The sequence below is a fragment of the Pseudomonas azotoformans genome (genome assembly GCF_900103345.1).
GTDB classification, from domain to species: domain Bacteria; phylum Pseudomonadota; class Gammaproteobacteria; order Pseudomonadales; family Pseudomonadaceae; genus Aquipseudomonas; species Aquipseudomonas azotoformans.
In genome coordinates this window covers 4,474,807-4,500,904 of sequence record NZ_LT629702.1, presented here as the reverse complement: position 1 = coordinate 4,500,904, position 26,098 = coordinate 4,474,807, and the positions used below count along the sequence as shown (strand labels likewise).

Sequence of the window (26,098 nt, the reverse complement as noted above, 5' to 3'; positions counted from 1 at the left end):
TTGTGACGCTGTGGTAGTGTCCGGATACGCCTCAACTCATCGAGGCCCGTGAGAACCCCGCCTTTCCTGGCGGGGTTTTGCTTTTTTGTGCAGAAAAAAGGAGTCTGCCTGAATCATGACCACCGCACCGTCCATCATCCTCACCCGTCTTGACGTGCAGCGTCTGGAGCAACTGATCGACCGCCTGGGCGACGAATCTCCCGGCGTCGAAGCGTTGCAAGCCGAACTCGACCGCGCCGAAGAAGTGGTTGGCCACGATGAAGTGCCTGCGGGTGTCGTGACCATGAACTCCAGTGTGCATTGCCGTGAGCAAGGCAGCGGCAAGGACTACCACCTGACCCTGGTCTACCCGAAAGACGCCAATGCCGATGAAGGCAAGATCTCGATCCTGGCGCCGGTAGGCAGCGCCTTGCTGGGTCTGCAGGTTGGCCAGCACATCGACTGGCCGGCCCCGGGTGGCAAGACACTCAAGCTGGAATTGCTCAGTGTTGAAGGCCAGCCCAAAGACGGCGGTGCCTTCCCCCTTTAAATCTGGCCCAGCGCCTCGTTGAGCGACAGCTCAAGTTCGGCCTTGTAACGCAGATAAAGGTTGCTTGGGCTTTGCACATCACCGAGCAGGCCGGACAGGTCGAGGTCGGTGATGTAGCAGCGGTAACGTTCGGGCTCCCGGCGTTGCCCGACGATTTCCTGAGCGACCACTGCAAACAGCTGGTCGCCAAATTCCAGCTCGGAAAACTCCCGCTGATTGCAGTACAGGGTGATCCCCACCTGGCCCAGCGCTGCCTTGCCGATAATCGCCTGCACGTCATAGAACGGTTTGTTCGCCGGGTTCAACGGCGCAGGACGAGGCTCGATGCCGCGCGCGCGACCGCTGCCCGACGGCAACAGTTGGTAATACAAGGTTTGCACTGCGCCCAGTGGCTCATGCGGGTCCAGCGGTGACAGCGCGTCGCGGCGATAAATGATCGACTGCAAGAAACGCTGCAACGGCGCCAGCAGGCTCTGTTCGTCATGGAACGGCAAGCGCTGTTGCCACAGCGCGTTGAATTCATCCAGCACATACAGCTCGGCAAAGCCCTCGTTGACCCGGTAAAACACCTGCACACAATCGGCCTGGCCCATCGGTAGCAGCAGCGCCAGGTCGTGGTCTTCCAGGGCCATGGCATCCAGGTGCAATGGGCTGTAGCTGGCCAATTCTTCGCTGAGGTAGGCGATCAGCGTCTCCTGAGTCGGCAGTGACACGTGCGTGGCCTGGCCCGGTATCAGCTCCATCACGTGATAGTGCTGCTGTACCTGGAGCAGGTAACGGTGATTGCCCTGACCGAGCAGCAGGTTCTGGGCGGTGTCGAAGATTTCTTCCACGCGCTGGGCAATGAACTGCGCACGGTTGTGACAGAAGCAGCGCACCCGCAGCCGTGGCAGATGGTCCGCCGGCAATTGGTTGAGGTAGTCGCGCAGGCAGTCGAGCAGGGCGTGAGGGCCGTCGTAGCGGCTGACCATCACCTCGTTCCAGCTATTGAGCGTGACTTGGTCCAGCGTCAGCACCAGGTTGTCGCGCACCCCGGCATAGCTCAGGGAGTCGGTGCGCTCGGTGGTCATCAGAATGTTCAGGTCGCGGTGATGCTTGAGCGGGTCGACGCCGACGTTGATCAGCAGCAACACTTCCTCGGGCACCGCCGAGCGCAGCAGGCGTTCTTCATCGACGCTGGCCAGGGGCAGGGCGATGCTCTGTTGCAGGCTGCCCAGCAGGTTGAACAGCTCGAACTCGGTCATGTCGCTGGTGCCGGGGTGCAGGGCCAGGCGCGTGCTGCTGTCGATCACACCATTGCGATGGCACCAGGTGAGCATCTCCAGCAGATCGCGGCTGCGCTTGATCGGCGCGAAGTGCTCCCACTCCAGGGCTGTGAGGTTACCGTTGTACAGGCCCCAGTGGTGCTGGCCCGGCTCCTTGCGATTGGGTGATTGCACCAGGGTCAGGGTGTCTTCGGCCAAATCCGGGGCGATGCCGGGGTTGATGAACTCGACTTTGCCGGCCTTGCGTTCAAAGGCGGCGTACAGGCGCCGGCCCAGCACATTGAGGTCGCGCTTGTTGATCAGGCTGACGGTCTGTTCGGTGCGGGCGAACTGGGTCAGGAAGCGATAGCTGTAATTGAGCTCGTTGACCAGCGCCCGGCGCTCGGAAGCAACCTGACGCACTTTCCATTGGCTGCGGCTGTCCAGCAGCGTCAGTTGGCGTTGGTCCCAGCCCCACTCATGGGCCAGGCGCTCCAGCAGCAGGCGTTGCCAGCTGGTGCTGCGCTGGCCGGCGCTGAGCTTGCGGTTGACCTTCAGGTACAGCGCGCGCCGCACCAGTTCCAGGCGCTCGGGCTCGTTGCGGGCCTTGAGGTATTCCTCGATGCGGCGGTACACCACGATGTACGGGTCCAGCTCATCCAGATCCATCTGGTTGGCGAATACCGCCCGCTTGAAGCGCAGGCTCAGGCAATGCACGTTCGGGTGTTCGCTGGCGTAGACCTCGGTCAGCAGCAGCTTGAGCACCGACTTGTAGGGCGACTCGATGCCCTTGAATAGTTGCCACAGCCCGGCGCCGATGAACTCGCCCGGGGGGATGCGCGCCAGGTGACCAAGGTCCAGGGTTTCGTCGGCGCGGATAAAGCGCTTGGAAATCAGCGTGTGGGTGAACTCGGCATAACGAGTCTCTTCATACACCGGCACCAGCCACCAGATCGGCGTACGCCCGGCCAGCCAGATGGCGGTGCGGTAGAACTCGTCCAGCAGCAGGTAATGCTGGGTGGTGCCGCAATCGTCGGAACTCAGTTGCGTGTCGCGCTCACCGAGCACGAAGCGTGTCGGCTCGATCAGGAAGAAGTGTGCCTCGGCGCCCATGGTCAAGGCCCAGGCTTCCAGCAGTTGGCACTTCTTGCGCAGTTCGGCCAGTTCGTTTTCGCCGAGGTCGGGGGCGTGACACACCCACACGTCCATGTCGCTCTGGTCGGCCTGGGCCAGGGTGCCAAGGCTACCCATGAGGAACAGGCCGTGGATCGGCCGTGGTGGGTTGCCGTGGCGTGGCTTGTAGGAGAACGAGCGGGTCAGGCGCTGGGCTTCGGTCAGCGCCTGGGCGTCGGGCTCGAAATTCGACAGGCCGGCCGGTGTACTGCCCGACACATAGCCAGGCAGCAGCGGATGATTGACGTGGAAGAACAGCGGCAACAAGGTCAGCACGCTTTGCTGACGCGGTGTCAGCCCTTCGACAGCCCGGGCCATGCGGCCTTCGTTGAGGGCCATGAAACGCGCGCGTAATTGGGCCAGCACCTTGCGGTCGATGCCTTCGTCCAGGTCGGGGCGGATTTCATGGGTGCGGGTCATGTCGAGGTCGGTGGCTCGCAGGGCCCGACGTGGGCAGCCGTGTAGGAGTTTACAGCCAGTAGCGTAGGAGGTTTAGAGGGAAATGGTTTTTGACGTCAGAATTTTTGCGCGTGCACGGCAACGCCCTCGGAATCCGCACGGGGCGGACTCCATGGGCGGTGTCAGGTATCAGGCGGCTTCTTTGGTGGTGGCAGTGGTCAAGATAGTCAGCAGGGTCTGGGCTTGTTCGGCAGCGTCCCGGCCAAGGCTGGTCAGGTAGCCCCCGTCCGGCTGGTCGATAAGTCCTTTCGCGTGCAGGCGCTTGGCAGCGGCGATGGCAGTGGGCGCGGCGGTCTGGTGGACTTTCAGACCTTCCTTGGTGCTGTCCAATGGGAAGAGTACAAGGATTTCCAGTTCGGCAACCAACTCAGGGGTATACGACATAAGGACTCCAGACTTTCTAAGAATTTATTAGAGGCTAGCAGGCCATAAGGTGAACGCACTTTGCCGAACTGTCCAGCGTGTTGCTGCGCCCCTGGATTATTGCTTTTCCGGAGGCAATTCCGGCAGGGCGCGCAGTGCAGTTTCATACCATTCGGTATTGAACGCGCGGTCCTCTTCCAGCAGCGCATCGATTTCGACAGCCAGCACATGGGCCATCAGTTGCAGGATCTCTTCACGCTCGTAACCCACCAGGGTCAGCTTGTTGAACGTGGCTTTGGCCGCCGGCGGGTTTTCGCTCTCGATCTGGTTTTCGATCGCTTCGATCAGGGTGGTTTCGGCGAATTCTTCTTCGTCGTTGTCGATATCGGTCGGCTCGCTCATGGCAGGCTCCTCAAGGAAAGGGCGTCAGTCTACCCCCATTCAGGCGGCTGATGCTGCTGGCAAGGCCGGGCCCTGGGAGCTATAACCCTTGCAGCCAACCCCATTCCCGGCCTGGAGGCACTCGCAATGCTCAAGCTCTACGGATTTTCGGTCAGCAACTACTACAACATGGTCAAGCTGGCGCTGCTGGAGAAAGGGCTGCCGTTCGAAGAGGTGCCTTTTTACGCGGGCCAAACCCCGGAGGCCCTGGCGGTGAGCCCGCGAGGCAAGGTGCCGGTGCTGGGCGTGAAACAGGGTTTTATCAACGAAACCAGTGTGATCCTTGAATACATCGAGCATACCCAGGAAGGGCCCGCGCTGCTCCCGGCCGAGCCATTCCAGCGTGCACAGGTGCTGGCGCTGTGCCGGGAAATCGAGCTGTACATCGAGTTGCCTGCTCGCGCGTGTTTTGCCGAAGCGTTTTTCGGCATGCCGGTGCCGGAGGCGATCAAGGAGAAGTCCAAGGCCGAATTGTTGTTGGGTTTTGGTTCATTGGGCAGGCACGGCAAGTTCGCGCCTTATGTCGCTGGGGAGAGCTTCACGATTGCCGATTTGTATTTCATGTACAGCGTGAACCTCGCCTGCGCGGTGGGCGAGAAGCTGTTTGGGCTGGATTGGCTGGCTGAGATGCCAAAGGCCAAGGCGTTGTTGGACAGGCTGCATGCAATGCCCAATGCCCAGAAGGTGGCAGCGGACAGGGAGGCGGCGATGCCGGCATTTATGGCGATGATTGCTGCCAAGAAATAGAGGGTAGGTGCCTGTGGTGACGCCTTCGCGAGCAAGCCCGCTCCCACACTTGACCGCGTTCCACACTTGGAATGCAGTCGAATGCGGGCTTGCTCGCGAAGCTTTTAGCGGCTGGCGAGCAGGGCCTGGCCGCGTACGACGGCTGCCTTCACCTGCGCCGGCGCGGTGCCGCCCACGTGGTTACGGGCATTCACCGAACCTTCCAGGGTCAGCACGGCAAACACGTCCTGCTCGATCTGGTCGCTGAACTGGCGCAGTTCTTCCAGGCTCATTTCCGCCAGGTCCTTGCCGGTGTCCACGCCGTACTTCACGGCATGGCCGACGATTTCGTGGCAATCGCGGAACGGCAGGCCACGGCGCACCAGATAGTCCGCCAGGTCGGTCGCGGTGGAGAACCCGCGCAGCGCTGCTTCACGCATGATCGCGTGCTTGGGCTTGATCGCCGGAATCATGTCGGCAAACGCGCGCAGGGAGTCGCGCAGGGTGTCGGCGGCGTCGAATAGCGGCTCCTTGTCTTCCTGGTTGTCCTTGTTGTAGGCCAGGGGTTGGCCTTTCATCAGGGTCAGCAGGCCCATCAAGGCGCCGAACACGCGGCCGCTCTTGCCACGCACCAACTCGGGCACGTCGGGGTTTTTCTTTTGCGGCATGATCGAGCTGCCGGTGCAGAAGCGGTCCGGCAGGTCGATGAACTGGAATTGCGCGCTGGTCCACAGCACCAGCTCTTCGGAGAAGCGCGACAGGTGCATCATCGCGATGCTGGCGGCGGCACAGAATTCGATGGCGAAGTCACGGTCCGATACGCCATCCAGCGAGTTGCCGCCAACGGCGTCGAAGCCCAGCAATTGTGCGGTGTACTCGCGGTCGATCGGGTAAGTGGTGCCAGCCAGTGCGGCGCTGCCCAGAGGCATGCGGTTGGCACGTTTGCGGCAGTCCACCAGGCGCTCGTAGTCACGGCTGAGCATTTCGAACCAGGCCAGCAGGTGGTGGCCGAAGGTCACCGGTTGCGCGGTCTGCAGGTGAGTGAAACCCGGCATGATGGTGTCCGACTCACGCTCGGCCTGCTCCAGCAAACCTTTCTGCAGGCGGGTGATTTCGGACAGGATCAGGTCGATTTCGTCACGCAGCCACAGGCGGATATCAGTGGCCACCTGGTCGTTGCGGCTACGGCCGGTGTGCAGCTTCTTGCCGGTCACACCGATGCGGTCGGTGAGGCGGGCCTCGATGTTCATGTGCACGTCTTCCAGGTCGACGCGCCAGTCGAACGTGCCGGCCTCGATCTCGCCACGGATGGTGGTCAGGCCGTCGATGATGCTATCGCGCTCGGCATCGGTCAGCACGCCGACCTTGGCCAGCATCGTCGCGTGGGCGATGGAGCCCATGATGTCGTGGCGGTACAGGCGCTGGTCGAAGGTGACGGAGGCGGTGAAGCGGGCGACGAAGGCGTCGACGGGTTCACTGAAGCGGCCGCCCCAGGACTGGTTGGTCTTGTCGGTGCTCATGGATTCGCTCGTGATCTGCTTAATAAAGAGGCATGGAAGTGTGCCGGCGATAATAACAGGGTTGCCCGTGGACGCGGTGCTGCGGGTCGTCGGCATTTTTATTTGTGCAAAGGATGGCTAAGTGCCTTGCCGCCGACCGCGTCCAGGACGAGACTGAGCGAAGGGGCTTTATTGAAACGATATTTGACGATTGAGCAATGTCGTCTCAGCGAGCGTCTACAGTTGGACTGATAGTGTGTGAATGCACCAAAGTCGGGTGATGCGGTCAGAGCCCAGACTATCCATTAAAAAAGGGGGGTATTCGGATTGTGTATCAGCAAACCCTACGACGATGCCCGAAGGCAGCAGGTCTTGGGCGCTATTGAACAGGTCCGGGTAAATATGGGTGCCACTCTCAGGGCACTTTTTGCCGCTCGCGCTAGTCTTAGCGTGGATCGCTGTGACGCAAGTCACCGCACCTGTCTACGCTATCCTTGTGCGAGACTCACGCAGGAATCCAGCGCAATATGAATGTCCTGATCGTTGATGACGAACCCCAAGCCCGCGAGCGACTGAGCCGTCTGGTCAGTGAACTCGAGGGTTACGCAGTATTAGAGCCGAGCGCCACCACGGGCGAAGAGGCGTTGACGCTGATCGACAGCCTCAAGCCGGATGTGGTGTTGCTCGATATCCGTATGCCGGGCCTCGATGGCTTGCAAGTTGCGGCTCGATTGAGCGAGCGAGAGTCGCCACCTGCCGTGGTGTTTTGCGCAACCGGTGAAGAGCTTTCCGCGGAAACGCTGGAAGCCAGCGGTGTCAGCTTCCTCACCAAACCGGTGGTGGGCGACGCCTTGCTCAAGGCCCTCAAAAAGGCTGAGCGCCCAACCCGCGTCCAGCTTGCCGCCTTGACTCAGCCTGCCGCCCAAAGTGGTAACGGGCCACGCAGCCATATCAGTGCACGTACCCGCAAAGGCATCGAACTTATCCCGCTGGGTGAAGTGGTCTATTTTATTGCCGATCACAAGTATGTGACGCTGCGTCATCAGGGCGGCGAAGTGTTGCTCGATGAGCCGCTGAAGGCGCTTGAGGATGAGTTTGGCGACCGCTTCGTGCGTATCCACCGCAACGCGCTGGTGGCCCGTGAGCGCATCGAGCGTTTGCAGCGCACGCCCCTGGGGCATTTCCAGCTATTCCTCAAAGGCCTTAACGGCGACGCGTTGATCGTCAGCCGACGGCATGTGGCCGGTGTGCGCAAGATGATGCAGCAGCTTTAGCCCACGGGCTGTAGCGAGGCCTGCACTCCATATCCCGGTGCGACGTGGCCAGGGAGGCCCCGCACTTGCTGATTCAAATCAAAGCGTATTTGCCTGAGCTGTTATTATCTGCCGTATCTATTCAGTACGGATTGATCCATGTCCTCTCGCGAAATCCGCATCGCCACCCGTAAAAGCGCCCTGGCCTTGTGGCAGGCCGAATACGTCAAAGCACGCCTTGAGCAGGCCCACCCTGGCCTAAAGGTGTCCCTGGTGCCCATGGTCAGTCGCGGCGACAAGCTGCTCGACTCGCCCCTGTCGAAGATCGGCGGCAAGGGCCTGTTCGTCAAGGAGCTGGAAACCGCGCTGCTGGAAAACGAAGCCGACATCGCCGTGCATTCGATGAAAGATGTACCCATGGACTTTCCCGAAGGCCTGGGCCTGTTTTGCATCTGCGAGCGTGAAGACCCGCGTGACGCCTTCGTTTCCAACACGTACGCATCGTTGGATGAGTTGCCCCTGGGCAGCATCGTCGGTACGTCGAGCCTGCGCCGCCAGGCACAGCTGCTGACTCGCCGCCCGGACCTGCAGATTCGCTTCCTGCGCGGCAACGTCAACACCCGCTTGGCGAAGTTGGACGCCGGTGAATATGACGCAATCATTCTCGCCGCCGCCGGCTTGATCCGCCTGGGCTTTGAAGACCGTATCACCTCAGCCATCAGCGTCGAGGATAGCCTTCCCGCGGGTGGACAAGGCGCTGTGGGTATCGAATGCCGCACCGCCGACAGCGAAATCCATGCCCTGCTCAAACCCCTCGATCACCACGATACCGAGGTGCGCGTCACGGCCGAGCGCGCCCTGAACAAGCACCTTAATGGTGGTTGCCAGGTGCCGATCGCCTGCTACGCCGTGCTCGAAGGTGAAAACCTGTGGTTGCGTGGCCTGGTGGGTGATCCGGAAGGCGGCACCCTGCTGACCGCCGAGGTCCGTGGTCCGCAACGTGATGCCACGGCCCTCGGTATCCAGGTGGCTGAAGCGCTGCTGGAGAAGGGCGCCGGTGCCATTCTGCAAAAAGTCTACGGCGAGGCCGGCCCGCAGTGACCGAATGGCGTGTGCTGCTGACGCGGCCTGCCGAGGAGTCGATGGCCCTGGCGGCCACGTTGTCGGAAGCGGGGATTTTCAGCAGCAGCTTGCCGTTGCTGGATATTGAGCCGCTGCCTGTCACTCCGGAACAGCAGGCTGTCTTCCATGACCTGAGCCGCTACTGCGCGGTGATCGTAGTGAGCAAGCCGGCGGCGCGACTTGCGGTCGCGCAGCTGGATCGCCCATGGCCGCAGTTGCCATGGTTCAGTGTCGGCGCCGCCACCGCGCAGGTATTGGCTGATCACGGCCTCAACTTTCACTATCCCCCCACTGGCGACGACAGCGAGGCCTTGCTTCAATTGCCTGCGTTGCGCGAGGCTATCGCACGCCCTGATGCCCAGGTCTTGATCCTGCGAGGCGAGGGTGGTCGTGAGCTGCTGGCGGAGCGTTTGCGTGAGCAAGGTGCTAGTGTCGACTACCTGGAGTTGTATCGCCGTTTCCTGCCGGCCTACGACGCCGGGGTACTGATGCAACGCATCCAGTTGGAACGCTTGAACGGCCTGGTGGTCAGCAGTGGGCAGGGTTTTTTACACCTGCAAGCCCTGGCCGGAGCCGATTGGCCGCAAGTGGCACAGCTACCGTTGTTCGTGCCGAGCCCGCGAGTCCAGGAGATGGCGCGGGCCGCCGGTGCAGAAAAAGTTGTGGATTGTCGTGGTGCGAGTGCCGCGGCTTTGTTAGTGGCGATACGGAGCTATACCGTTCCCACTCTCTGAAACGCAAAGGACGGATACGTGAGCGAAACAGCCTTGCCTAAAGATGAAACCCAACCCGCGCTTGATGCGCCGGTTGAGTCACCGGTCACCGCGCTGCGCCGTGGCAATGGCCTGGCAATCATCGCCCTGCTGCTCGGCGCCGCCGGTGTTGCCGCCGGCGGTTGGGGGATCTGGCAGGTCCGCGCCCTGCAAGCCAGCAGCCAACAGCAGTTGGGCCAGGTGCAGACCCTCGATGACCAGTCCCAGTCCCTCAAGCAAAGCCAGCAACAACTGGCGGCGCGCCTGGCGCAGTTGCCGGGTGCGGATGAGCTGGAGGAGCGCCGTCGCCTGGTGGCCCAGTTGCAGGGCGACCAGCAACGCCTGAGCCAGCGCCTGGAAACCGTGCTGGGCGCCAGCCGCAAGGATTGGCGTCTTGCTGAGGCCGAACACTTGATTCGCCTGGCGAGCCTGCGTCTGTCTGCCCTTCAGGACATCAACAGTGCGCAGGCGCTGGTGCAGGGTGCCGACGAGATTCTTCGCGAACAAAGCGATCCCGGCTCCTACGCTGCCCGCGAGCAATTGGCCAAGAGCCTTGCCGCGCTGCGCAGCACCGAGCAGCCGGACCGCACCGGGCTGTACCTGCAATTGGCGGCCTTGCGCGATCAAGTCGTGCAACTGGCGGCCATCGCTCCAGAGTACCAATTGACCGAGCCGGCCTCCCAAGGGCGCCCCACCTCGGACACCGAAAGCCGCTGGAGCCAGTGGTGGGAGCAGATTTCCCGCTACTTCCGCATCGACTTCAACCCGGACGACAACATTCGTCCGCTGCTGGCCGGCCAAGGCTTGAACCAGGTGCGCCTGGCCCTGAGCCTGGCCCTGGAGCAAGCACAATGGGCTGCGCTCAATGGTGAGTCGGCGGTCTACAGCCGCTCCCTGGGCGAAGCGCGTAGCGTCTTGCAGGACAACTTCAACCAGGACAACCCGCAGAGCAAGGCGATGCTGGCACGTATCGCCGAGCTTGAGCCCAAGGCGGTGTCGGTGGTGACGCCGGACCTGGCTGCGAGCCTGGCGGCCGTGCAGGCGTACCTTGAGCGGCGTCATCTGTCAGCCGACGAAGCCAAGGCGGCGGCGACGCCGGCGAAGCAGGAGTAGAGCCGATGAAACGTTTCTATGTGGTCCTGGTGCTGGCGATTGCCATCGCGCTGGCGCTGGCGGTGGGCATTTCGAAACACACTGGCTACGTGCTGGTCACCTATCCGCACGTGCTGCATTACGAGTCGAGCCTGTGGGCGACCGTGGTGGCAGTGTTTGCCATCGGTTTGGCGATCTACCTGATCCGCGTACTGCTCAGCCTGGTCACTACCTCCGGTGGTGTGGTCAACCCGTGGTCGCGACGCAACCGCAGCCGCCGCGTGCAAATTGCCATCGAGCAAGGCCAGATGGACCTCGCCGAAGGTCGCTGGGCCAGCGCCGAGCGCCACCTGCACCGCGCTGCCGAAGCTGAGCGTCAGCCACTGCTGTACTACCTCGGCGCGGCCCGTGCCGCGAATGAGCAGGGGCGCTACGAAGAGTCCGATGGTTTGCTGGAGCGTGCCCTGGAGCGTCAGCCCCAGGCCGAGCTGGCGGTTGCCTTGAGCCACGCCCAGCTGCAACTGGACCGTGGTGATACGGAGGGTGCGCTCACCACCTTGCAGGCGATGCACGAACGCCACCCCCACAATGCACAGGTGCTGCGCCAATTGCAGCGCTTGCATCAGCAGCGGGGCGACTGGTCATCGGTGATCCGCCTGTTGCCGGAATTGCGCAAGGATAAAGTCCTGCCCGCCAGTGAACTGGCCGAGCTAGAGCGTCGCGCGTGGGGCGAGAACCTCAGCCTCGCAGCCCAACGCGAAGAACAGGGCGAGGCCGGCTTGCAGTCCCTTGAACGGGCTTGGCAACAATTGACGTCCGCACAGCGTCAGGAGCCGCAATTGGTCCTGGCTTACGCCGAGCAATTGCGCCAACTGGGCGCCGACGCCAAGGCTGAGGAAGCATTGCGTGCCGCGATCAAGCGTGGTTACGACAGCCACCTGATCCGGCTGTACGGTCTGTTGCGTGGCAGCGATCCGGCTCGGCAGCTGAAGTTTGCCGAAGGTTGGCTGAAGGATCATCCTGGCGATGCCAGCCTGCTGCTGACGTTGGGCCGTCTGTGCCTGCAAAACAGTTTGTGGGGCAAGGCGCGGGATTATCTGGAAAGCAGCCTGCAGGTGCAGCGCAACCCTGAGGCCTGCGCCGAGCTGGCCCGCTTGTTGGCACAACTGGGTGATACCGAGCGCAGTAACCAATTGTTCCAGGAAGGGCTGGGGTTGCTGGATAACCGTTTGCTGGCTTCACCGCTACCCGTCCCGGCGCGGGTTTGAGGTAGGAAGACAGGCGAGGGTTGGCTCGGATAGTTCTGGCAGCCAATCCCTCAGGACCTCAGAAAGCGGTTATCAGCGCGATTGTGGGCAAAGTCCGACGCTCTGTTGTCCAAAGTCTTCCATCTTCTGGCGGGATATCCTTACCCTCTCGCGGAATCGTCTGCTCCTGCATGTATTGAAAGCGGTCAGGCCTTTCCTCTACCGTAGCGACCTATCTTTCGCGATGCGGATAAAGCATGTCTTTGGCCCCTTCACGCTCCCTGTATTTCCTTGCGTTCCTGGCGGGTGCGCTGACATTGGGTGCCTCGTTTTACCTCGAGTTCGGGGTCTCGTTGCGTCCTTGCTTCCTGTGCCAGATGCAACGGGGTTTCCTGGCCGGTTTTACATTGGTCAATCTGGTCGCCGCCCTCCATAACCCCAAGCGCTCGGTTATCTACCTGTATGGGCTGGCGAGCATGGGCTTCGCACTGCTGGGTGCCATAACCGCCGTACGCCAGGTACTGCTGCAAAACGCCGCACCGGGACAGTCGGCTGATTGCTGGCCCAGCCTGCATTACATGATCGAAAACCTGTCGTTTTGGCAGGCTCTGCAATTGACTGTCAAAGGCACCGTCGACTGCGTTGAGATCAACTGGACGCTGTTTGACTTGAGCCTGCCGGAGTGGAGCCTGCTGTTCTTCATTGGGATGTTGATACTGGGCGCCATGCAATTTTCACAGCTGTTTTTGAGCCAACGTTTGCGCCTGGCGAGGCGCTGATATCGGGTCGCAGTTTGTAGGACGGGATTAAACACTTGTATGAACTTTCTCTCCTGCGTACCTTGAAGCCATAGTCATGCGGGCATAATCTGGCCCGCACGTGTTATTGAAAACATTTGTCAGAGGTGGCCTTGTCCGGCTGCTGCTTTATCCTTGAAGTGTTGCGCGGGCACCAGGCGGCAGCGCCCCTATTAGGGAAGAGAGATCATCATGCTGGAAAGTTGTCAGAATGCTCAGGAACGCTGGGGTGGGGTGCACAAGCTGATCGATAGCTGGTTGAAGGCACGTCACGAACTGGTTCGGGCCTTTGATGCTCTTGGCGCCAAGCCTGAAGCACTGGCCGAGAACCGTGAACCGTTGCAGGACTTTTGTGGTGTGTTGGTGGACTACGTGTCAGCCGGCCATTTCGGTGTCTACGAACAACTGACTAAGGAGGCGGAGGCCTTCGACGATCAGCGTGGCCTGGATTTGGCTGAGACCATCTACCCGCGTATCGATGTCATCACCGAGAAGCTGCTGGAGTTCACCGACCTGTGTGATGCCGGTAACTGCGTAGCGGATAAATTCAAAGAATTGGGCGCGTTGCTTCACGAACGATTCGAGCTGGAAGACTGCTTGATCGAAGTGCTGCACAACGCTCACAAGGAAGAGTCTGCTACGCAGGCTTGACCCTCGACAGCGATACAAAAAACGGTGCGCATGGCGCACCGTTTTTTATTGCCTCAGTGTCGGGTACCGAGCAATTCGATCTCGAACACCAGGGGGGTATAGGGCGGAATCAATTCGCCGGCACCGTCGGCGCCATAGGCTTGGGCTGATGGAATCACCAGGCGCCATTTGGCGCCCACCGGCATCTGTTGCAGCGCGCTGCTCCAACCGCTGATCACACTGTCCAGGCGAAACCATTGAGGTTGCGCGCTCTGGTCGAACACAGTCCCATCGGGTAGCCGTCCCACGTACTTCACTTGAACCTGGTCGCTGGCCTTCGGCTTGTCGCCAGTGCCTGGGGTGAGTTCGGTGAGCAGGACGCCATCCGCCAATTCGCGCACACCTTTTGCGGCTTTTTCTTTGCTCAGGAATTGTTGTTCGGCCGCGAGTGCTTTTTCGCTTTGAGGTGCCTGCGCGTCAGCTGCGCTCTGTGCTTCGTGCTGGGCAAGAATCTGTTCGATGCGTGCGTTGTCCAGCGCCAGGGGTTTGCCTTGATAGGCTTGCTTGAGGCCGTCAATCAGCGCCTGGATCTGCAGGTCGGGAACCTCCTGGCGCAAGCGTTCACCGAGGCTGGCGCCCAGGCTGTAGGCGAGGTCGTGCTGGTTCTGCCCAGGGTTTTTTACCGGCGATTGTTCGCTCGCATTGGCCACTGAAATCGCCAGGCCAAGCACAAGAAAAAGGTAACGCGACATGGGCATCCTCCCGCCGAAAGTGCGACGGATTATGCCAGTGTGGTGACGTAAAAAGTGCCGCGTATTTTCGTTATATCGATAAGAATTTTCTCACGGTGCAACGCCAGGCAAACGATACTGTCAACATGCCCTAGCGGCGGTAAGAGCAGAGGGCTAGTATGAGCCGCACCCACGTCAGCCAGGAGGTAAACCATGTCGGCCAAACAGAAGCCTGTTAATACCCCGTTGCATTTACTCCAACAACTCTCGGGCAGCTTGCTCGAACATCTGGAAAGCGCCTGTTCCCAAGCGTTGGCCGATGCAGAAAAACTGCTCGCCAAGCTGGAAAAACAACGCGGTAAAGCGCAAGAAAAGCTGCACAAATCCCGCACCAAACTGCAAGACGCCGCTACTGCCGGCAAGGCCAAGGCACAAGCCAAAGCCAAAGACGCTGTCAAAGAACTTGAGGATCTGCTGGATGCCCTCAAGGATCGCCAGGCTGAAACCCGCGCCTACATTTCCCAACTGAAAAAAGATGCTCAGGAAAGCCTGAAACTGGCCCAGGGCGTTGGTCGTGTGAAGGAAGCCGTGGCTAAGGTGTTGGGCGCTCGTACCCCAGCCAAAGCTGTTGCAGCGAGCGCGGCGAAGAAGCCGGCGAGCAAAGCTGTTGCTGCCAAGGCACCCGCTAAGGCCGCAGCAAAACCTGCTGCTGCCAAGCCAGCCGCCAAGCCAGCGGCTAAAACTGCTGCTGCGAAACCAGCCGCCAAACCAGCTGCTAAAACTGCTGCTGCGAAACCAGCCGTCAAGCCAGCCGCTAAAACCGCTGCTGCGAAACCAGCCGCCAAGCCAGCCGCTAAAACCGCTGCTGCGAAACCAGCCGCCAAGCCAGCTGCTAAACCTGCTGCTGCGAAACCAGCCGCCAAGCCAGCCGCTAAAACCGCTGCTGCGAAACCAGCCGCCAAGCCAGCTGCTAAACCTGCTGCTGCGAAACCAGCCGCCAAGCCAGCCGCTAAAACCGCTGCTGCGAAACCAGCCGCCAAGCCAGCTGCTAAACCTGCTGCTGCGAAACCAGCCGCCAAGCCAGCGGCTAAACCTGCTGCTGCGAAACCGGCCGCCAAGCCAGCCGCTAAACCAGCAACTGCGAAACCAGCCGCCAAGCCAGCCGCTAAACCAGCAGCTGCGAAACCAGCAGCTGCGAAACCAACTGCCAAGCCAGCTGTTGCGAAACCTGCTGCCGCCAAGCCAGCAACACCTGCTGCCGCCCCGGCTGCATCCACCGCTCCAACTGCCCCGGCCAGCAGCACATCTGCCCCGGTAGCGCCAAGCACCACTCCAACCAGCGCTTCCTAAGTGCTGGTGGCCACGACGCGCAGCTGTTGCAGCGCGTCGTGGTCAAGGTTGGCGGCATCCTCAGCCGCCAGTCCTTCCAGCCACCCTCGCGGGTCCCCCGCATCGCCAGTCGGCCACGTTTGAGCCAACGCTTCCAGGCGTGCCAGCAACTGCCGTTCGGCGTCTAGCTCCAGGGCCTTGACCCGCTCGCGTAACCCCGCCAACTCCTCATCCTGCTGCGCCATGGCGCGCCATTGCATGCGCACTTGTCGTAACGGTTTGATTACGTGTGTCTGCCAAGGCCCGGCGATCTGTTTCAGCGCCTGCATGCGCTCGGCGGTCGCCGTCACCGCGCGCTGCTCCAGCCACGCACCACATAGCAACAGGCACACGTCCGCACCTTGCTCCTGCAAACGCAGGCAAGCGGACTCGCACCCTGAGCGGGCGTAAGTCGAAAGGGCAAAGCTCCACAGGTCAGCGCACATATTCACACCCAAGCCAGCGGCCAACGAAGCTGGTAGACTCCGCCGCCATTATGATCCGACTTCAAAGCCTAACATTACAGCGTGGCCCGCAACGTCTTCTCGAAGACGCCGAGCTGACCCTGCACGCCGGTCACAAAGCCGGCCTGATCGGTGCCAACGGCGCCGGCAAATCCACGTTGTTCGCCCTGTTGCTGGGTGAGCTGACCCCGGATTCCGGGGACTGCTTGCTGCCGGCCGACTGGCGCATCGCCCATATGCGCCAGGAGATCGACACCCTGGACCGCATCGCGATCGACTACGTGCTCGACGGCGACCTGCGCCTGCGTCAGGTGCAACACGACCTGGCCGAGGCCGAGAAAGCCCAGGACGGCGCCGCACAGGCGCGCCTGCACTCGGAACTCGACAGCGCCGACGGCTACACGGCTGACGCCCGCGCGCGCAAAATGCTCGCCGGCCTGGGCTTTACCAACGAACAGATGGACCGCCCGGTCGCCGACTTCTCCGGCGGCTGGCGCATGCGCCTGAACCTGGCGCAGGCGTTGATGTGCCCGTCTGACCTGTTGCTGCTCGACGAACCGACCAACCACTTGGACCTTGATGCGATCCTGTGGCTGGAAGAGTTCCTCAAGAACTATCAGGGTACTTTGCTGCTGATTTCCCACGACCGGGATTTCCTCGACGCCGTGGTCGACAACATCGCCCACGTCGAACAGAAGAAAATCACCCTCTACCGTGGCGGCTACACCGCGTTCGAACGCGCCCGCGCCGAACGCCTGGCCCAGCAGCAACAGGCCTACGAGAAGCAGCAGGCGCAACGTGCGCACATGGAAAGCTACATCGCCCGCTTCAAGGCCCAGGCTACCAAGGCCCGCCAGGCCCAGAGCCGGATCAAGGCCCTTGAGCGCATGGAAGAGCTGTCGGCGGCCCATGTCGACTCACCTTTCGACTTCGTCTTCCGTGAGTCGGTGAAGATCTCCAGCCCGTTGCTGGATCTTTCCGATGCGCGCCTGGGCTATGGCGACAAGACCATCCTGGAAAAAGTGAAGCTGCAGCTTACGCCGGGTGCGCGTATCGGTTTGCTCGGCCCCAACGGCGCGGGCAAGTCGACGCTGATCAAGAACCTGTCGGGCGAGCTGTCGCCCCTGGCAGGCCGCCTGACCCGTGGCGAGAACACGGTGGTGGGTTACTTCGCCCAGCATCAGTTGGACTCGCTGGACTCCAAGGCCAGCCCGTTGCTGCACCTGCAGCGCCTGGCACCGACCGAGCGCGAGCAGACCCTGCGCGACTTCCTCGGTGGTTTCGACTTCCGTGGCGCGCGTATCGACGAGCCGGTGCTGAACTTCTCTGGCGGCGAAAAAGCCCGCCTGGCCCTGGCGTTGATCGCCTGGGACCGCCCAAACCTGCTGCTGCTCGACGAACCGACCAACCACCTCGACCTGGAAATGCGCCTGGCGCTGACCATGGCCCTGCAGGAATTCAGTGGTGCGGTATTGGTGGTGTCTCACGATCGCCATTTGCTCAAGAGCACCACGGATAACTTCCTGCTGGTGGCTGACGGTAAAGTCGAAGAGTTCGACGGCGACCTGGATGACTACGCACGCTGGCTGACGGATTACCGCCTGCGCAACGCGCCGGTCAGCAACACCCCGGTCAACCCGGACAAGACCGACAAGAAAGCCCAGCGCCAGGCCGCCGCCGCACTGCGTCAGCAGTTGGCGCCGCACAAGCGTGAAGCCGATAAGTTGGAAACCGAGCTGGGCAAGGTGCACGAGCGCCTGGCCAAGATCGAAGCCAGCCTGGGCGACAGCGCCGTCTACGAGGCGGCCCGCAAGGATGAATTGCGCGACCTGCTGGCTGAACAGGCCAGGCTCAAGGTGCGCGAAGGGCAATTGGAGGAAACCTGGATGGAAGCCCTCGAATTGCTGGAAACCCTGCAAGCAGAGCTGGAGGCGCTGTCCTGATGGAAGCGTTGCAACTGCCGATCCCGACGCAGTGGGTCGAACCCGTATGGGTCGGCGTGCAAATCCTGCTGATCCTGCTGGCCGGCTACCTCGCCCAGCGTTTTGTTGCCAAGGGCCTGACTCGCCTGGGCGAGCGCTACCCGTTCCCGCCGCAACTGCTGATGCCACTGCGCGGCGGCTTGCGCTGGCTGATCATGGGCAGTGCGCTGATCTTTGTGTTGGGTCGCCTGGGCGTTTCCGCCACGGTGTTGTGGACGGCGCTGTCGGGGTTTGTTGCGGTCGCCGCGGTGGCGTTCTTCGCCATGTGGTCGGTGTTGTCCAACCTGCTGTGCGCCATTCTGATCTTCACCGTCGGGCCGTTCCGCTTGGGTGATATCGTCGAGCTGGTGGACACCGTCGACAAACCGGGCGTGAAGGGCCGGGTCGTGGCGATCAACCTGCTCTACACCACGCTGGTCGAAGTGGCCGAGGCCGGTACCGACAGCGCGATGGTGCAGGTGCCTAACAGCCTGTTCTTCCAGCGCTCGGTGCGCCGTTGGCCAGGTACCCACCTGTCTTCTCTGTAGGAGCGAGCTTGCTCGCGAAGATCGTCAACGATAACGCAGCGCATTCAGTTGGCCCGCGTCGCCTGTGGTTTTTTCGCGAGCAAGCTCGCTCCTACAAAAATATATAGCCATCCTTTGGTCGGCGGAGTTAGCTTAAGGCACAACAGCAAACTCCCTCCTGAGGTGTGTAATGGCACTCGATACGTGGCTGGCCTTTTTCCTGGCCAGTTGGATCATCTCCCTTTCCCCTGGCGCTGGCGCCATCGCCTCGATGTCCAGCGGGCTGCAATACGGTTTCCTGCGTGGTTACTGGAATGCCATCGGCCTGCAACTGGGCTTGGCGATGCAGATTGCCGTGGTCGCGTGCGGCCTGGGTGCCATTCTGGCGACGTCTTCCACCGCCTTCTATGCGATCAAATGGTTTGGCGTGGCGTACCTGGTGTACCTGGCCATCAAGCAATGGCGTGCCTTGCCCATGGACATGACCGATGACGCGGCCGTGCGCCCGATCGGCAAGCCGATGGCGATGATGTTCCGTGGCTTCCTGGTCAATGCCAGCAACCCCAAGGCCCTGGTGTTCATGCTGGCGGTGCTGCCGCAGTTCGTGAACCCGCAGGCGCCGCTGCTGATCCAGTACCTGATCCTCGGTGCAACGATGATCTGCGTCGATATGATAGTGATGGCGGGGTACACGGGGCTGGCGTCGAAGGTGTTGCGTCTGTTGCGTACGCCTAAGCAGCAGAAGCGGATGAATCGTACGTTTGCGGGGTTGTTTGTGGGGGCTGCGGGCTTCCTGGCCAGCCTGCATCGTGCCACGGCATAACTGACACAACCGGATTAAAAATGTGGGAGGGGGCTTGCCCCCGATGGCGTTGTGTCAGTCAGCTAACTTGTAGCTGACCCACCGCTATCGGGGGCAAGCCTCCTCCCACATTAGTTTTGCGGTGTTTGTGAATGGGGCGTCAGCGCAGGATCTTCGGCGCTTCATCCCTTGGCAGGTTATTGCGCAACGCAGGCTTGCCCGGGTCTTGATACCCGCCAGCCATTTGCTCTGCCAACTGCCGCGCTACATCTTCACCCAGCGCTTTCGACACTTCCTTCACCACCCGTGGCCGGTTCAGGCTCACGCGTACATCGCGGCTGTTCACCAACTTGGTGTCCTGACCTTCACCCATGGCGGTAAACGCCGAGGTGATCTCGTAGGTGCGTGTATTGATCAGGCTGAAATCCGCCACCAGCGTCAGGCCCAGCACCGCCGAGTAGCTGTTGGTGTGGTCCAGGGCGTTGATGTCCTGGGTGAAGTCGATATCCGACAGCGTGCCAAACAGCACATAGTCCGCACCCTTGAAGTGGCCGGCCTTGATGCGTTTGATCACGTCGTAGACGTCACCCTTGGCATCGGCGGTGTAAGGCGTGCCCTGCACCAGTTGGAACTGGTGGGACTTGAGGATCTCGCCCTTGATATCCCCGCTGAATTTACGCAACTCGGTCTGTTCGATGTAGCGGGTGCGGCTCTCGTACTCGCTGTAGTTCGACGCACCGCTGGCGTGGTAGGCGCTGGCCTGGAAGTTGTTGCTCGCCGACACCTGGTGAATGTATTCCTCGACCCGCGCCTCGTAGGCCAGGTCAGTCACCGCTATCTTCGGGGCGGCCGAGGCGCCAAAGGCGCACAGCAGGCCGATCATGCCGATCCATGCACGCATTGCTTAGCGCTCCGTGGTCTTGCGGATTTCTTTTTCGTCCATCCATTCGGCCAGGCCGCTCTCGACGTCGATCAGTTGCAGGCTGAACTTGTAGAACACGTCCTTGTAGTCCGAGCTGCGCTTGACGATGGAGCTGATGGAGCCTTCCAGGCGGTACTTGGCGGCGACCATGTTGCCGGTCTTGCTGACGGTGGACTTCTTGTACAGGCCGCTCTGGTTCTGCAGCTTGAGCTGGTCGACCTGGCTCTGCATGTCGGTGTTGTCGCTGGCGAAGCGTGCGGTGCCGGTTTTCATCAGCTGGGTCTTGATCGACGTGGTGATCTCGCGGGTATCGATGTACTCGCTGGTCTTGTTCTTCACGTCATACACCTGCACCACCGGGCGACCCTGCAGGATGCCGGACTGGGCCAGGGAGCGGGTCATGCTTTCGGCGATCATCTGCAGGTCGGTGGAGCCGAACTCGTTGGTCACCAGTTCCACGGCCTTGGTATCGCCGTAGCTGATGTTCTTACCGCCCAGTACCGGCGAAGTGTTGGAGCAACCGCTGGCCAGGATGGCGACGACGGCAAGGATCGAGAAGCGTGCAAACATGGGGAAATCTCTCAGCAGCAAAGAGGGACGGCTCAAGGGGTTTTCACTTCAAGACGGAAGTCCGCCGCCTGCGGCAAATTGGCAATCGCCGGCAGGAAGGTCGCCTGGTTGGCGTACAGGTTCAGCACTTTCCAGGTTTCTTCATCGCCCACCGGGAAACCATCGGCACCTAGCCAGGCAAAGCGGTAGTACATCATCTGGTTGCTGCTGGTGATGTTGCTCAACTGCACCTTGGCGGTCAGGAAGCCGTTCTCGCGCGCCACACGGATGGCGCCGACGGCGATGCCCTTGAACTTGCCCATCACCACGATTTTGCTCGCGGCGCTGCCGGGTTCCGGCGGTGGCGGGGTGGCGCAGCCGGCCAGCAGGACCAGCGCCAGGGCGCCGAGGATGAAATGACGCATAGCGTGCTCCTTAAGGTTGTTTGAGGGCGATGGCCTGGGCGGCGGTGCTCGGCACCACATGGGTGGCCAGGCCACCGGCGAAGACCTGGTTGCCAACGACGCGCAGGGTGATCACCTGGTAGCGTTGATCGGCCTTGACCGTCACCAGGGTGCCACCCAGGGCGTTGGGCAGGCTGACCTGGTGCTCACCGTGCTTGAGGCGCAGGCGGGTCACCTGGGTCATGTCCGGCAGGGTGCGCCAGGTGCGGGTGTCGGCACCTTCGGTGACGGCCGAAGCAATACCCAGCACCAGGCCGGCCATCGGGTTGGTTTTGTTCAGGTTGGTCTGTGCCACGCCACGGGTGACCGCCCGCACGGTGGTGCGCAGGATGATCCCCGGCATGTCATCACGCAGGGCGCGGCGAGACATGGCCGTGGTGCTGTTGAGTGCGGTGAGGTTCTGTTGCTGGCCGTCGACGCCGATCTGGGCAAACGTGGCAGTGGATGTATCTGCCTTGATCACCGGGAACGACAGCGGGGTGATCACCAGGTTGCCATTGATCGGGATCGGCAGGGGCAGGCGAATCGAGTCGCGGGCCGGTGCCAGGCCGCTTTGCACCACGATCAGCACGTCGGTTTCATCGGCGCCGACCTTGGATTTGTCCAGGTCCAGCAGGGCCTGTTCCAGCAGCGGGGTATTGGGGCGCAATTCGGCGGCCTTGCGGTAGCCGGGCGCAGCCAGGTCTTTTTCACCCAGGGCTTCGTAGACGAAGCCCGCCAGGTAATGACTGAACGCACTCTGGTAGCTGTTTTTCAGGCCAACCACTTCCGGTGCGTCGAGGGCTTCTACCGGGTAGCCACGCAGGTCTTTCATCTGGGTGGTTACGCCTTCGCGCTGGGCTTCGTCCTCACGCTTGAGGTATTCCTTGTCGCGCAGGTCGGCGATCACCGCTTCGCGTTCGTGGGTCTTCTTGATTTCGGTGCGCGCACCGTCGAAGTCGTTCAGGGCCAGCAGGTTCAGCGCCATCTGGGTGGTCAGCATGACCTTTTCATAGTCATAGCCTTCGTAGCGACGCACCTTGTCGTTGGCCAGGAAACTGCCGAACTGGGCGAGGTATTTTGCGCTGTCGAACTTGACCGACTCTTCCCACTTGTAGACTTGCAGGTCGGCGCTGCGCCAGGCGGTCTGGCTGCCGGTCAAATCACCCTTGGCACGCAGCAACTCGCCCTTCTCGAAGAAATAGAGCAAGTCCTTGTCGTCGCCGGTGTTGTTCTTTTCCAGCAGTGTCAGGGCTGCATCGACATTGCCGGTGGCCAGTTGCTGGTTGGTGGCTTGCAGCTCCGTGTCGTAGCTGCGAAACATCGAACAACCGGACAGCAAGGTCACCGCCGCGAGCGCGAGCGAAGGTAAGGCGCGAAATGCCATGCAGACTTCTTCCCTGAAAGTATCAACCGATGTGGTCATTCCTTATAAAAACCAGGAATGAAATTCCCTTTCGAACTAACAGGGCGCGGCATTATAAGCGCCATTGCTGGCAAAACAATGGCTTTTTGCCCGACAAAATCGATAAAGGCGCCACTAGTCAGCTCTTAAAAATGCCTCACCTCAAACAACGACAAATCACTTACGCCTTGAGTCAAACCCCTTAAGGTTTAACAATGTGTTACTTCGTATTTCCCTTTGAGATTCGTTCATGATTGCGCCCTTTCGTTTTCTCGCCTGGCTGATGTTGCCGGCGTTGATGTCGTGCAGCTTCAACCTGTTGGCCGCGACGGCCGAGGGCGCCCCACAGGCCCTGCATTTGCTGGACTACATTGGCGCTGACTATCCTCCGACGGTGGTGGCGGGCAAGGTCATCGATGAATCTGAATACCGCGAACAGTTGGAGTTTCTCGGCGTATTGCAGGGCCTGGTGGCAGAACTGCCGCAACGCCCGGAACGCGTGGCGCTGGTCAAAGGCGTCGATGAACTGCTCGCGGCGGTAACCGCCCGTCAGGACGGCGCGACAGTCGCCCGCCAGGCCCGCCAATTAGGCGCCCAACTGGCAGTGGCCTATGAAGTCAGCCAGGCCCCGGCGATCACCCCTGATCCAACGCGTGGCGCGCCGCTCTATGCCCAGCATTGCTCGGTGTGCCACGGCACCGCTGGCGCGGGTGACGGCCCGGCCAGCGTGGGCATGACCCCACCACCGGCCAATCTGCGTGACGCCGGGCGCCTGGATCGCCTGAGCCTCTACGCGATCTACAACACCCTGGGCCTGGGTGTTGAAGGCACCGACATGCCGTCTTTCGCCGACCAGCTGGACGACCGCCAGCGCTGGGACCTGGCCACCTACATCGCCGGCTTTACTGCCGACCCGGCTGCTGCAAAAAGCGAGCAACCGTTCAACCTCGCCGACCTGGCCCGCCAGACCCCCAATGAAGTGCTGGCGGCCAACGGCCCAGCCGCCGCCGCGACGTTCCGCGCCCAGCGTGCGCAACCGCCGCAGGTCAAGCGTGGCCCTGCGCAGTTGCTCGACTACACCGCTGCCACCCTGGACAAGAGCCTGGCAGCGTTCCAGAAGGGCGATCATGAGCAGGCCTACGACCTGTCCGTGGCTGCCTACCTGGAAGGTTTCGAACTGGTAGAAAGCTCGCTGGATAACGTCGACGCCAACGTGCGCAAGGACACCGAGAAGGCGTTGATGGCCTACCGGCAGTCGTTGCAGGACGGTTTGCCGGTTGAACAGGTGCAGCAACGCCTGGACATCGCCAAGGGCAAGCTCACCGAATCCGCCGGCCTGCTCGGCGGTGATGGCTTGAGCTGGTCATTGAGCTACATCTCCGGTTTGCTGATTCTGTTGCGTGAAGGCCTGGAAGCGATCCTGGTGCTGGTAGCGATCCTTGCGTTCCTGCGCAATACCGGCCAGCAATCGGCGGTGCGTAGCGTCAACGTCGGCTGGGGCCTGGCACTGCTGGCGGGTCTGGCAACCTGGGCATTGGCCGCGTATGTGATCGACGTGAGCGGCGCCCAGCGTGAATTGCTTGAAGGCTGCACGGCGCTGTTTGCCAGTGTGATGGTGCTGTGGCTCGGCGTGTGGATGCACGACCGCCGTCACGCCGCCGCCTGGCAGGACTACATCAAGAGCAGCCTGGTAGGCGGCGGCGGGCGCTTCGGTTTTGCGGTGCTGGCGTTCTTCTCGGTGTACCGCGAGCTGTTCGAAGTGATCCTGTTCTACGAAACCCTGTGGCTGCAAGCCGGCCCGGCCGGGCACAACGCGGTGCTGGCAGGTGGCGCCACGGCGCTGGTGCTCTTGGTGGGCCTGGCATGGGTGATCCTGCGGGGTTCGGCGAAGCTGCCGCTGGCGTTGTTCTTCGGCATCAACGCGGCGTTGCTGTGTGCGCTGTCGGTGGTGTTTGCCGGGCATGGCGTGAAGGCGCTGCAGGAAGCCGGCATCTTCGGCACCCGGCCGGTGGCTTTCTTTGATTTCGATTGGCTGGGCATCCACGCCGATGCGTACTCGTTGAGTGCACAGGCGGTGGCGATCCTGGCGATTGTGGTGCTGTACGGCCGCAGCCGGCTGACCGAAACGCGCCGGGTGGTTGCCTGAGCATGCGGGTGTGGATCGACGCCGACGCCTGCCCTCGGGCAGCCAAGGACCAGGTGGTGAAGTTCGCCCTCAAGCGCCAGTTCGAGGTGGTGCTGGTGGCCGGTCAGAGCCAGATCAAGCCGAGCTTCTCGTGTGTGAAGCTGATTGTGGTGCCCAGCGGCCCGGATGCGGCGGATGACTACCTGGTGGAGCACGCGGTGCCCGGGGAGTTGGTGATCTGCAGCGATGTGCCGCTGGCCGACCGCCTGGTGAAGAAGGGCGTTACGGCGCTTGATCCACGCGGCAAGGAGTTCAGCCCGGCGAACATGAGTGAACGGTTGGCGGTGCGCAATCTGTTCACTGATCTGCGTGAGCAAGGCCAGATGGGCGGTGGGCCACCGCCCCATGGGGAGAAGGAAAAGCAGGCGTTTGCCAATGCGTTGGACCGCATTCTCACAAAGTTGATGCGTCCGGCTTGACCCTATGGTGATCCGGTTTCTTGTGGTGAGCGGGCTTGCCCCGCGCTGGGCTGCGCAGCAGCCCTAAAACATACAACCGTGTTCTAACTGACTTACCGCATTGCCTGGATTAGGGCGGCTTCGCCACCCAACGCGGGGCAAGCCCGCTCACCACGACAAGCCGCTCACCACGACAAGCCGCTCACCACGACAAGCCCGCTCACCACAACAAACGTGCTCGCCACAGTGGGGGCTATCAGTCGTTCTCGTGGGTCAATTCCAGCACCCGATCCACCAGTTTGTTGATCCCCGAAGCGACTTCACTGATGTTCTTGCCGAGCATATAGGCCGGGGTGCTCACCAGTTTGCGTGCCTTGTCTTCGACGATATCTTCCACCCCGCATTCCTGGTGCGTTGCGCCCATCTTGTCCAGTGCGGCGGCGGTGTCGGCGCAGTTGCCGATGGTGCAGGTGACGCCGGGGCCGTAGATCTTCGCCGCCAGGGCCGGTGAGATGCAGATCAGCCCCACCGGCTTGCCCGCTTCGGCAAAGGCTTCGGCCAGTTCCAGCACCTGCGGGTTGACGCTGCAGCCAGCACCCTCCACGGCAAAGTTCGAGAGGTTTTTCGCCGCGCCAAACCCACCGGGCACGATCAGCGCATCGAAGTCGCCGGCGTTGGCTTCGCGGATATCTTTCACGTCACCCCGGGCGATCCGCGCTGACTCCACCAGCACATTGCGCGACTCGGGCATCTCTTCGCCGGTGAGGTGGTTGATCACATGCAGTTGCGCAATATCCGGGGCAAAGCATTGGACCTGAGCGCCACGCTGGTCCAGGCGCAGCAAGGTGATCACGCTTTCGTGGATCTCTGCGCCGTCGTACACGCCGCAGCCGGAAAGGATCACTGCAATCTTTTTGCTCATGGGCATTTCTCCTGGGGTCTTGGCGTTAAATGTCTACTAATTTGTCATCTGTTGCCAATGGGATCTCACGCCGCTGCACCTAATCTTGATGTAA

At 61.5% G+C, this 26,098-nt stretch carries 26 protein-coding genes; 15 read left to right on the top strand and 11 right to left on the bottom strand.

Annotation, left to right across the window (positions count from 1 at the left end; translation table 11 throughout):
- Positions 1-115 precede the first annotated feature (115 nt).
- Positions 116-529 (top strand): nucleoside diphosphate kinase regulator, encoded by a 414-nt coding sequence (rnk, locus tag BLR69_RS20510; protein ID WP_058424215.1) that lies wholly within the window; start codon positions 116-118, stop codon positions 527-529.
- On the opposite strand, the gene BLR69_RS20505 is transcribed toward rnk, so the two are convergent.
- From BLR69_RS20505 to BLR69_RS20495, 3 genes are all read right to left on the bottom strand, one after another.
- A complete protein-coding gene (locus BLR69_RS20505; protein WP_071494590.1) occupies positions 526-3,366 on the bottom strand; it encodes a class I adenylate cyclase in 2,841 nt (946 codons plus the stop codon). The genes rnk and BLR69_RS20505 overlap by 4 nt on opposite strands.
- 168 nt (positions 3,367-3,534) lie before the next feature.
- The gene (locus tag BLR69_RS20500) at positions 3,535-3,789 is read right to left on the bottom strand and encodes a TIGR02647 family protein (protein ID WP_010207442.1); all 255 of its coding nucleotides are present in this window, start codon (positions 3,787-3,789) and stop codon (positions 3,535-3,537) included.
- Positions 3,790-3,885: 96 nt separating this feature from the next.
- Positions 3,886-4,170: a hypothetical protein gene (locus BLR69_RS20495; protein ID WP_010207441.1), complete on the bottom strand. Its 285-nt coding sequence runs from the start codon at positions 4,168-4,170 to the stop codon at positions 3,886-3,888.
- A 126-nt stretch (positions 4,171-4,296) separates the two neighbouring features.
- Here BLR69_RS20495 and BLR69_RS20490 point away from each other — a divergent pair, with 126 nt between their 5' ends.
- Positions 4,297-4,956 carry a glutathione S-transferase family protein gene (locus tag BLR69_RS20490; RefSeq protein ID WP_033897504.1) on the top strand — a complete coding sequence of 220 codons (660 nt, stop codon included), beginning with the start codon at positions 4,297-4,299 and terminating at the stop codon, positions 4,954-4,956.
- Between the two features lie 104 nt (positions 4,957-5,060).
- Here the strand turns inward: BLR69_RS20490 and argH are convergent, their stop codons facing one another.
- Positions 5,061-6,455, bottom strand: coding sequence for an argininosuccinate lyase (argH, locus tag BLR69_RS20485; RefSeq protein ID WP_071488042.1), 1,395 nt, complete (start codon positions 6,453-6,455; stop codon positions 5,061-5,063).
- Between the two features lie 506 nt (positions 6,456-6,961).
- Here argH and BLR69_RS20480 point away from each other — a divergent pair.
- The 7 genes from BLR69_RS20480 to BLR69_RS20455 all read left to right on the top strand — a co-directional run bounded on the left by BLR69_RS20480 (position 6,962) and on the right by BLR69_RS20455 (position 13,348).
- Positions 6,962-7,708, top strand: a complete 747-nt coding sequence (locus tag BLR69_RS20480) for a LytR/AlgR family response regulator transcription factor (protein ID WP_071494589.1) — start codon at positions 6,962-6,964, stop codon at positions 7,706-7,708.
- A 138-nt stretch (positions 7,709-7,846) separates the two neighbouring features.
- Positions 7,847-8,788 (top strand): hydroxymethylbilane synthase, encoded by a 942-nt coding sequence (gene hemC / locus BLR69_RS20475; protein WP_058424209.1) that lies wholly within the window; start codon positions 7,847-7,849, stop codon positions 8,786-8,788.
- A complete protein-coding gene (locus BLR69_RS31215; RefSeq protein WP_071494588.1) occupies positions 8,785-9,543 on the top strand; it encodes a uroporphyrinogen-III synthase in 759 nt (252 codons plus the stop codon). Before hemC ends, BLR69_RS31215 begins: the two co-directional genes overlap by 4 nt.
- Before the next feature lie 18 nt (positions 9,544-9,561).
- A complete protein-coding gene (locus BLR69_RS31210) occupies positions 9,562-10,674 on the top strand; it encodes a uroporphyrinogen-III C-methyltransferase (protein ID WP_071494587.1) in 1,113 nt (370 codons plus the stop codon).
- Positions 10,675-10,679: 5 nt separating this feature from the next.
- On the top strand, positions 10,680-11,921 hold the full coding sequence (locus tag BLR69_RS20465) for a heme biosynthesis protein HemY (protein ID WP_071494586.1): 1,242 nt from the start codon (positions 10,680-10,682) through the stop codon (positions 11,919-11,921).
- A 236-nt stretch (positions 11,922-12,157) separates the two neighbouring features.
- On the top strand, positions 12,158-12,679 hold the full coding sequence (locus BLR69_RS20460) for a disulfide bond formation protein B (protein ID WP_071494585.1): 522 nt from the start codon (positions 12,158-12,160) through the stop codon (positions 12,677-12,679).
- A 210-nt stretch (positions 12,680-12,889) separates the two neighbouring features.
- Positions 12,890-13,348, top strand: coding sequence for an Rsd/AlgQ family anti-sigma factor (locus BLR69_RS20455; protein ID WP_058424204.1), 459 nt, complete (start codon positions 12,890-12,892; stop codon positions 13,346-13,348).
- A gap of 53 nt (positions 13,349-13,401) precedes the next feature.
- Here the strand turns inward: BLR69_RS20455 and BLR69_RS20450 are convergent, their stop codons facing one another.
- A complete protein-coding gene (locus tag BLR69_RS20450) occupies positions 13,402-14,079 on the bottom strand; it encodes an FKBP-type peptidyl-prolyl cis-trans isomerase (protein WP_071494584.1) in 678 nt (225 codons plus the stop codon).
- A gap of 192 nt (positions 14,080-14,271) precedes the next feature.
- Between BLR69_RS20450 and BLR69_RS20445 the strand changes: the two genes are divergently transcribed.
- Positions 14,272-15,408, top strand: coding sequence for an AlgP family protein (locus BLR69_RS20445; RefSeq protein ID WP_083365819.1), 1,137 nt, complete (start codon positions 14,272-14,274; stop codon positions 15,406-15,408).
- Here BLR69_RS20445 and BLR69_RS20440 read toward each other — a convergent pair.
- Positions 15,405-15,872, bottom strand: coding sequence for a TIGR02444 family protein (locus tag BLR69_RS20440; protein WP_071494583.1), 468 nt, complete (start codon positions 15,870-15,872; stop codon positions 15,405-15,407). The two genes, BLR69_RS20445 and BLR69_RS20440, sit on opposite strands and share 4 nt — an antisense overlap.
- A gap of 50 nt (positions 15,873-15,922) precedes the next feature.
- Here BLR69_RS20440 and BLR69_RS20435 point away from each other — a divergent pair, with 50 nt between their 5' ends.
- The 3 genes from BLR69_RS20435 to BLR69_RS20425 all read left to right on the top strand — a co-directional run bounded on the left by BLR69_RS20435 (position 15,923) and on the right by BLR69_RS20425 (position 19,201).
- Positions 15,923-17,833 (top strand): ATP-binding cassette domain-containing protein, encoded by a 1,911-nt coding sequence (locus BLR69_RS20435; RefSeq protein WP_071494582.1) that lies wholly within the window; start codon positions 15,923-15,925, stop codon positions 17,831-17,833.
- Positions 17,833-18,399, top strand: coding sequence for a mechanosensitive ion channel family protein (locus BLR69_RS20430; RefSeq protein WP_071494581.1), 567 nt, complete (start codon positions 17,833-17,835; stop codon positions 18,397-18,399). The genes BLR69_RS20435 and BLR69_RS20430 overlap by 1 nt, the downstream gene beginning before the upstream one ends.
- A gap of 169 nt (positions 18,400-18,568) precedes the next feature.
- A complete protein-coding gene (locus BLR69_RS20425) occupies positions 18,569-19,201 on the top strand; it encodes a LysE family transporter (RefSeq protein WP_071494580.1) in 633 nt (210 codons plus the stop codon).
- Positions 19,202-19,340: 139 nt separating this feature from the next.
- Here BLR69_RS20425 and BLR69_RS20420 read toward each other — a convergent pair whose 3' ends face one another.
- The 4 genes from BLR69_RS20420 to BLR69_RS20405 are packed head-to-tail and all read right to left on the bottom strand — an operon-like array spanning position 19,341 to position 22,481.
- Complete coding sequence (locus tag BLR69_RS20420; protein ID WP_071494579.1) at positions 19,341-20,081, bottom strand: penicillin-binding protein activator LpoB; 741 nt, start codon at positions 20,079-20,081, stop codon at positions 19,341-19,343.
- A 3-nt stretch (positions 20,082-20,084) separates the two neighbouring features.
- The gene (lpoB, locus tag BLR69_RS20415) at positions 20,085-20,672 is read right to left on the bottom strand and encodes a penicillin-binding protein activator LpoB (RefSeq protein ID WP_071494578.1); all 588 of its coding nucleotides are present in this window, start codon (positions 20,670-20,672) and stop codon (positions 20,085-20,087) included.
- 32 nt (positions 20,673-20,704) lie between these two features.
- Positions 20,705-21,076: a YcfL family protein gene (locus BLR69_RS20410; protein WP_008439304.1), complete on the bottom strand. Its 372-nt coding sequence runs from the start codon at positions 21,074-21,076 to the stop codon at positions 20,705-20,707.
- A 10-nt stretch (positions 21,077-21,086) separates the two neighbouring features.
- Positions 21,087-22,481 (bottom strand): COG3014 family protein, encoded by a 1,395-nt coding sequence (locus BLR69_RS20405; RefSeq protein ID WP_071494577.1) that lies wholly within the window; start codon positions 22,479-22,481, stop codon positions 21,087-21,089.
- Between the two features lie 268 nt (positions 22,482-22,749).
- On the opposite strand from BLR69_RS20405, the gene BLR69_RS20400 reads away from it, so the two are divergent.
- Complete coding sequence (locus BLR69_RS20400) at positions 22,750-24,645, top strand: FTR1 family protein (protein WP_071494576.1); 1,896 nt, start codon at positions 22,750-22,752, stop codon at positions 24,643-24,645.
- A 2-nt stretch (positions 24,646-24,647) separates the two neighbouring features.
- Positions 24,648-25,103 (top strand): YaiI/YqxD family protein, encoded by a 456-nt coding sequence (locus BLR69_RS20395; RefSeq protein ID WP_010207421.1) that lies wholly within the window; start codon positions 24,648-24,650, stop codon positions 25,101-25,103.
- A 235-nt stretch (positions 25,104-25,338) separates the two neighbouring features.
- Here the strand turns inward: BLR69_RS20395 and elbB are convergent, their stop codons facing one another.
- Entirely contained in the window at positions 25,339-26,004 is a 666-nt protein-coding gene (elbB, locus tag BLR69_RS20390; RefSeq protein ID WP_071490475.1) for an isoprenoid biosynthesis glyoxalase ElbB, read from the bottom strand.
- Positions 26,005-26,098 lie beyond the last annotated feature (94 nt).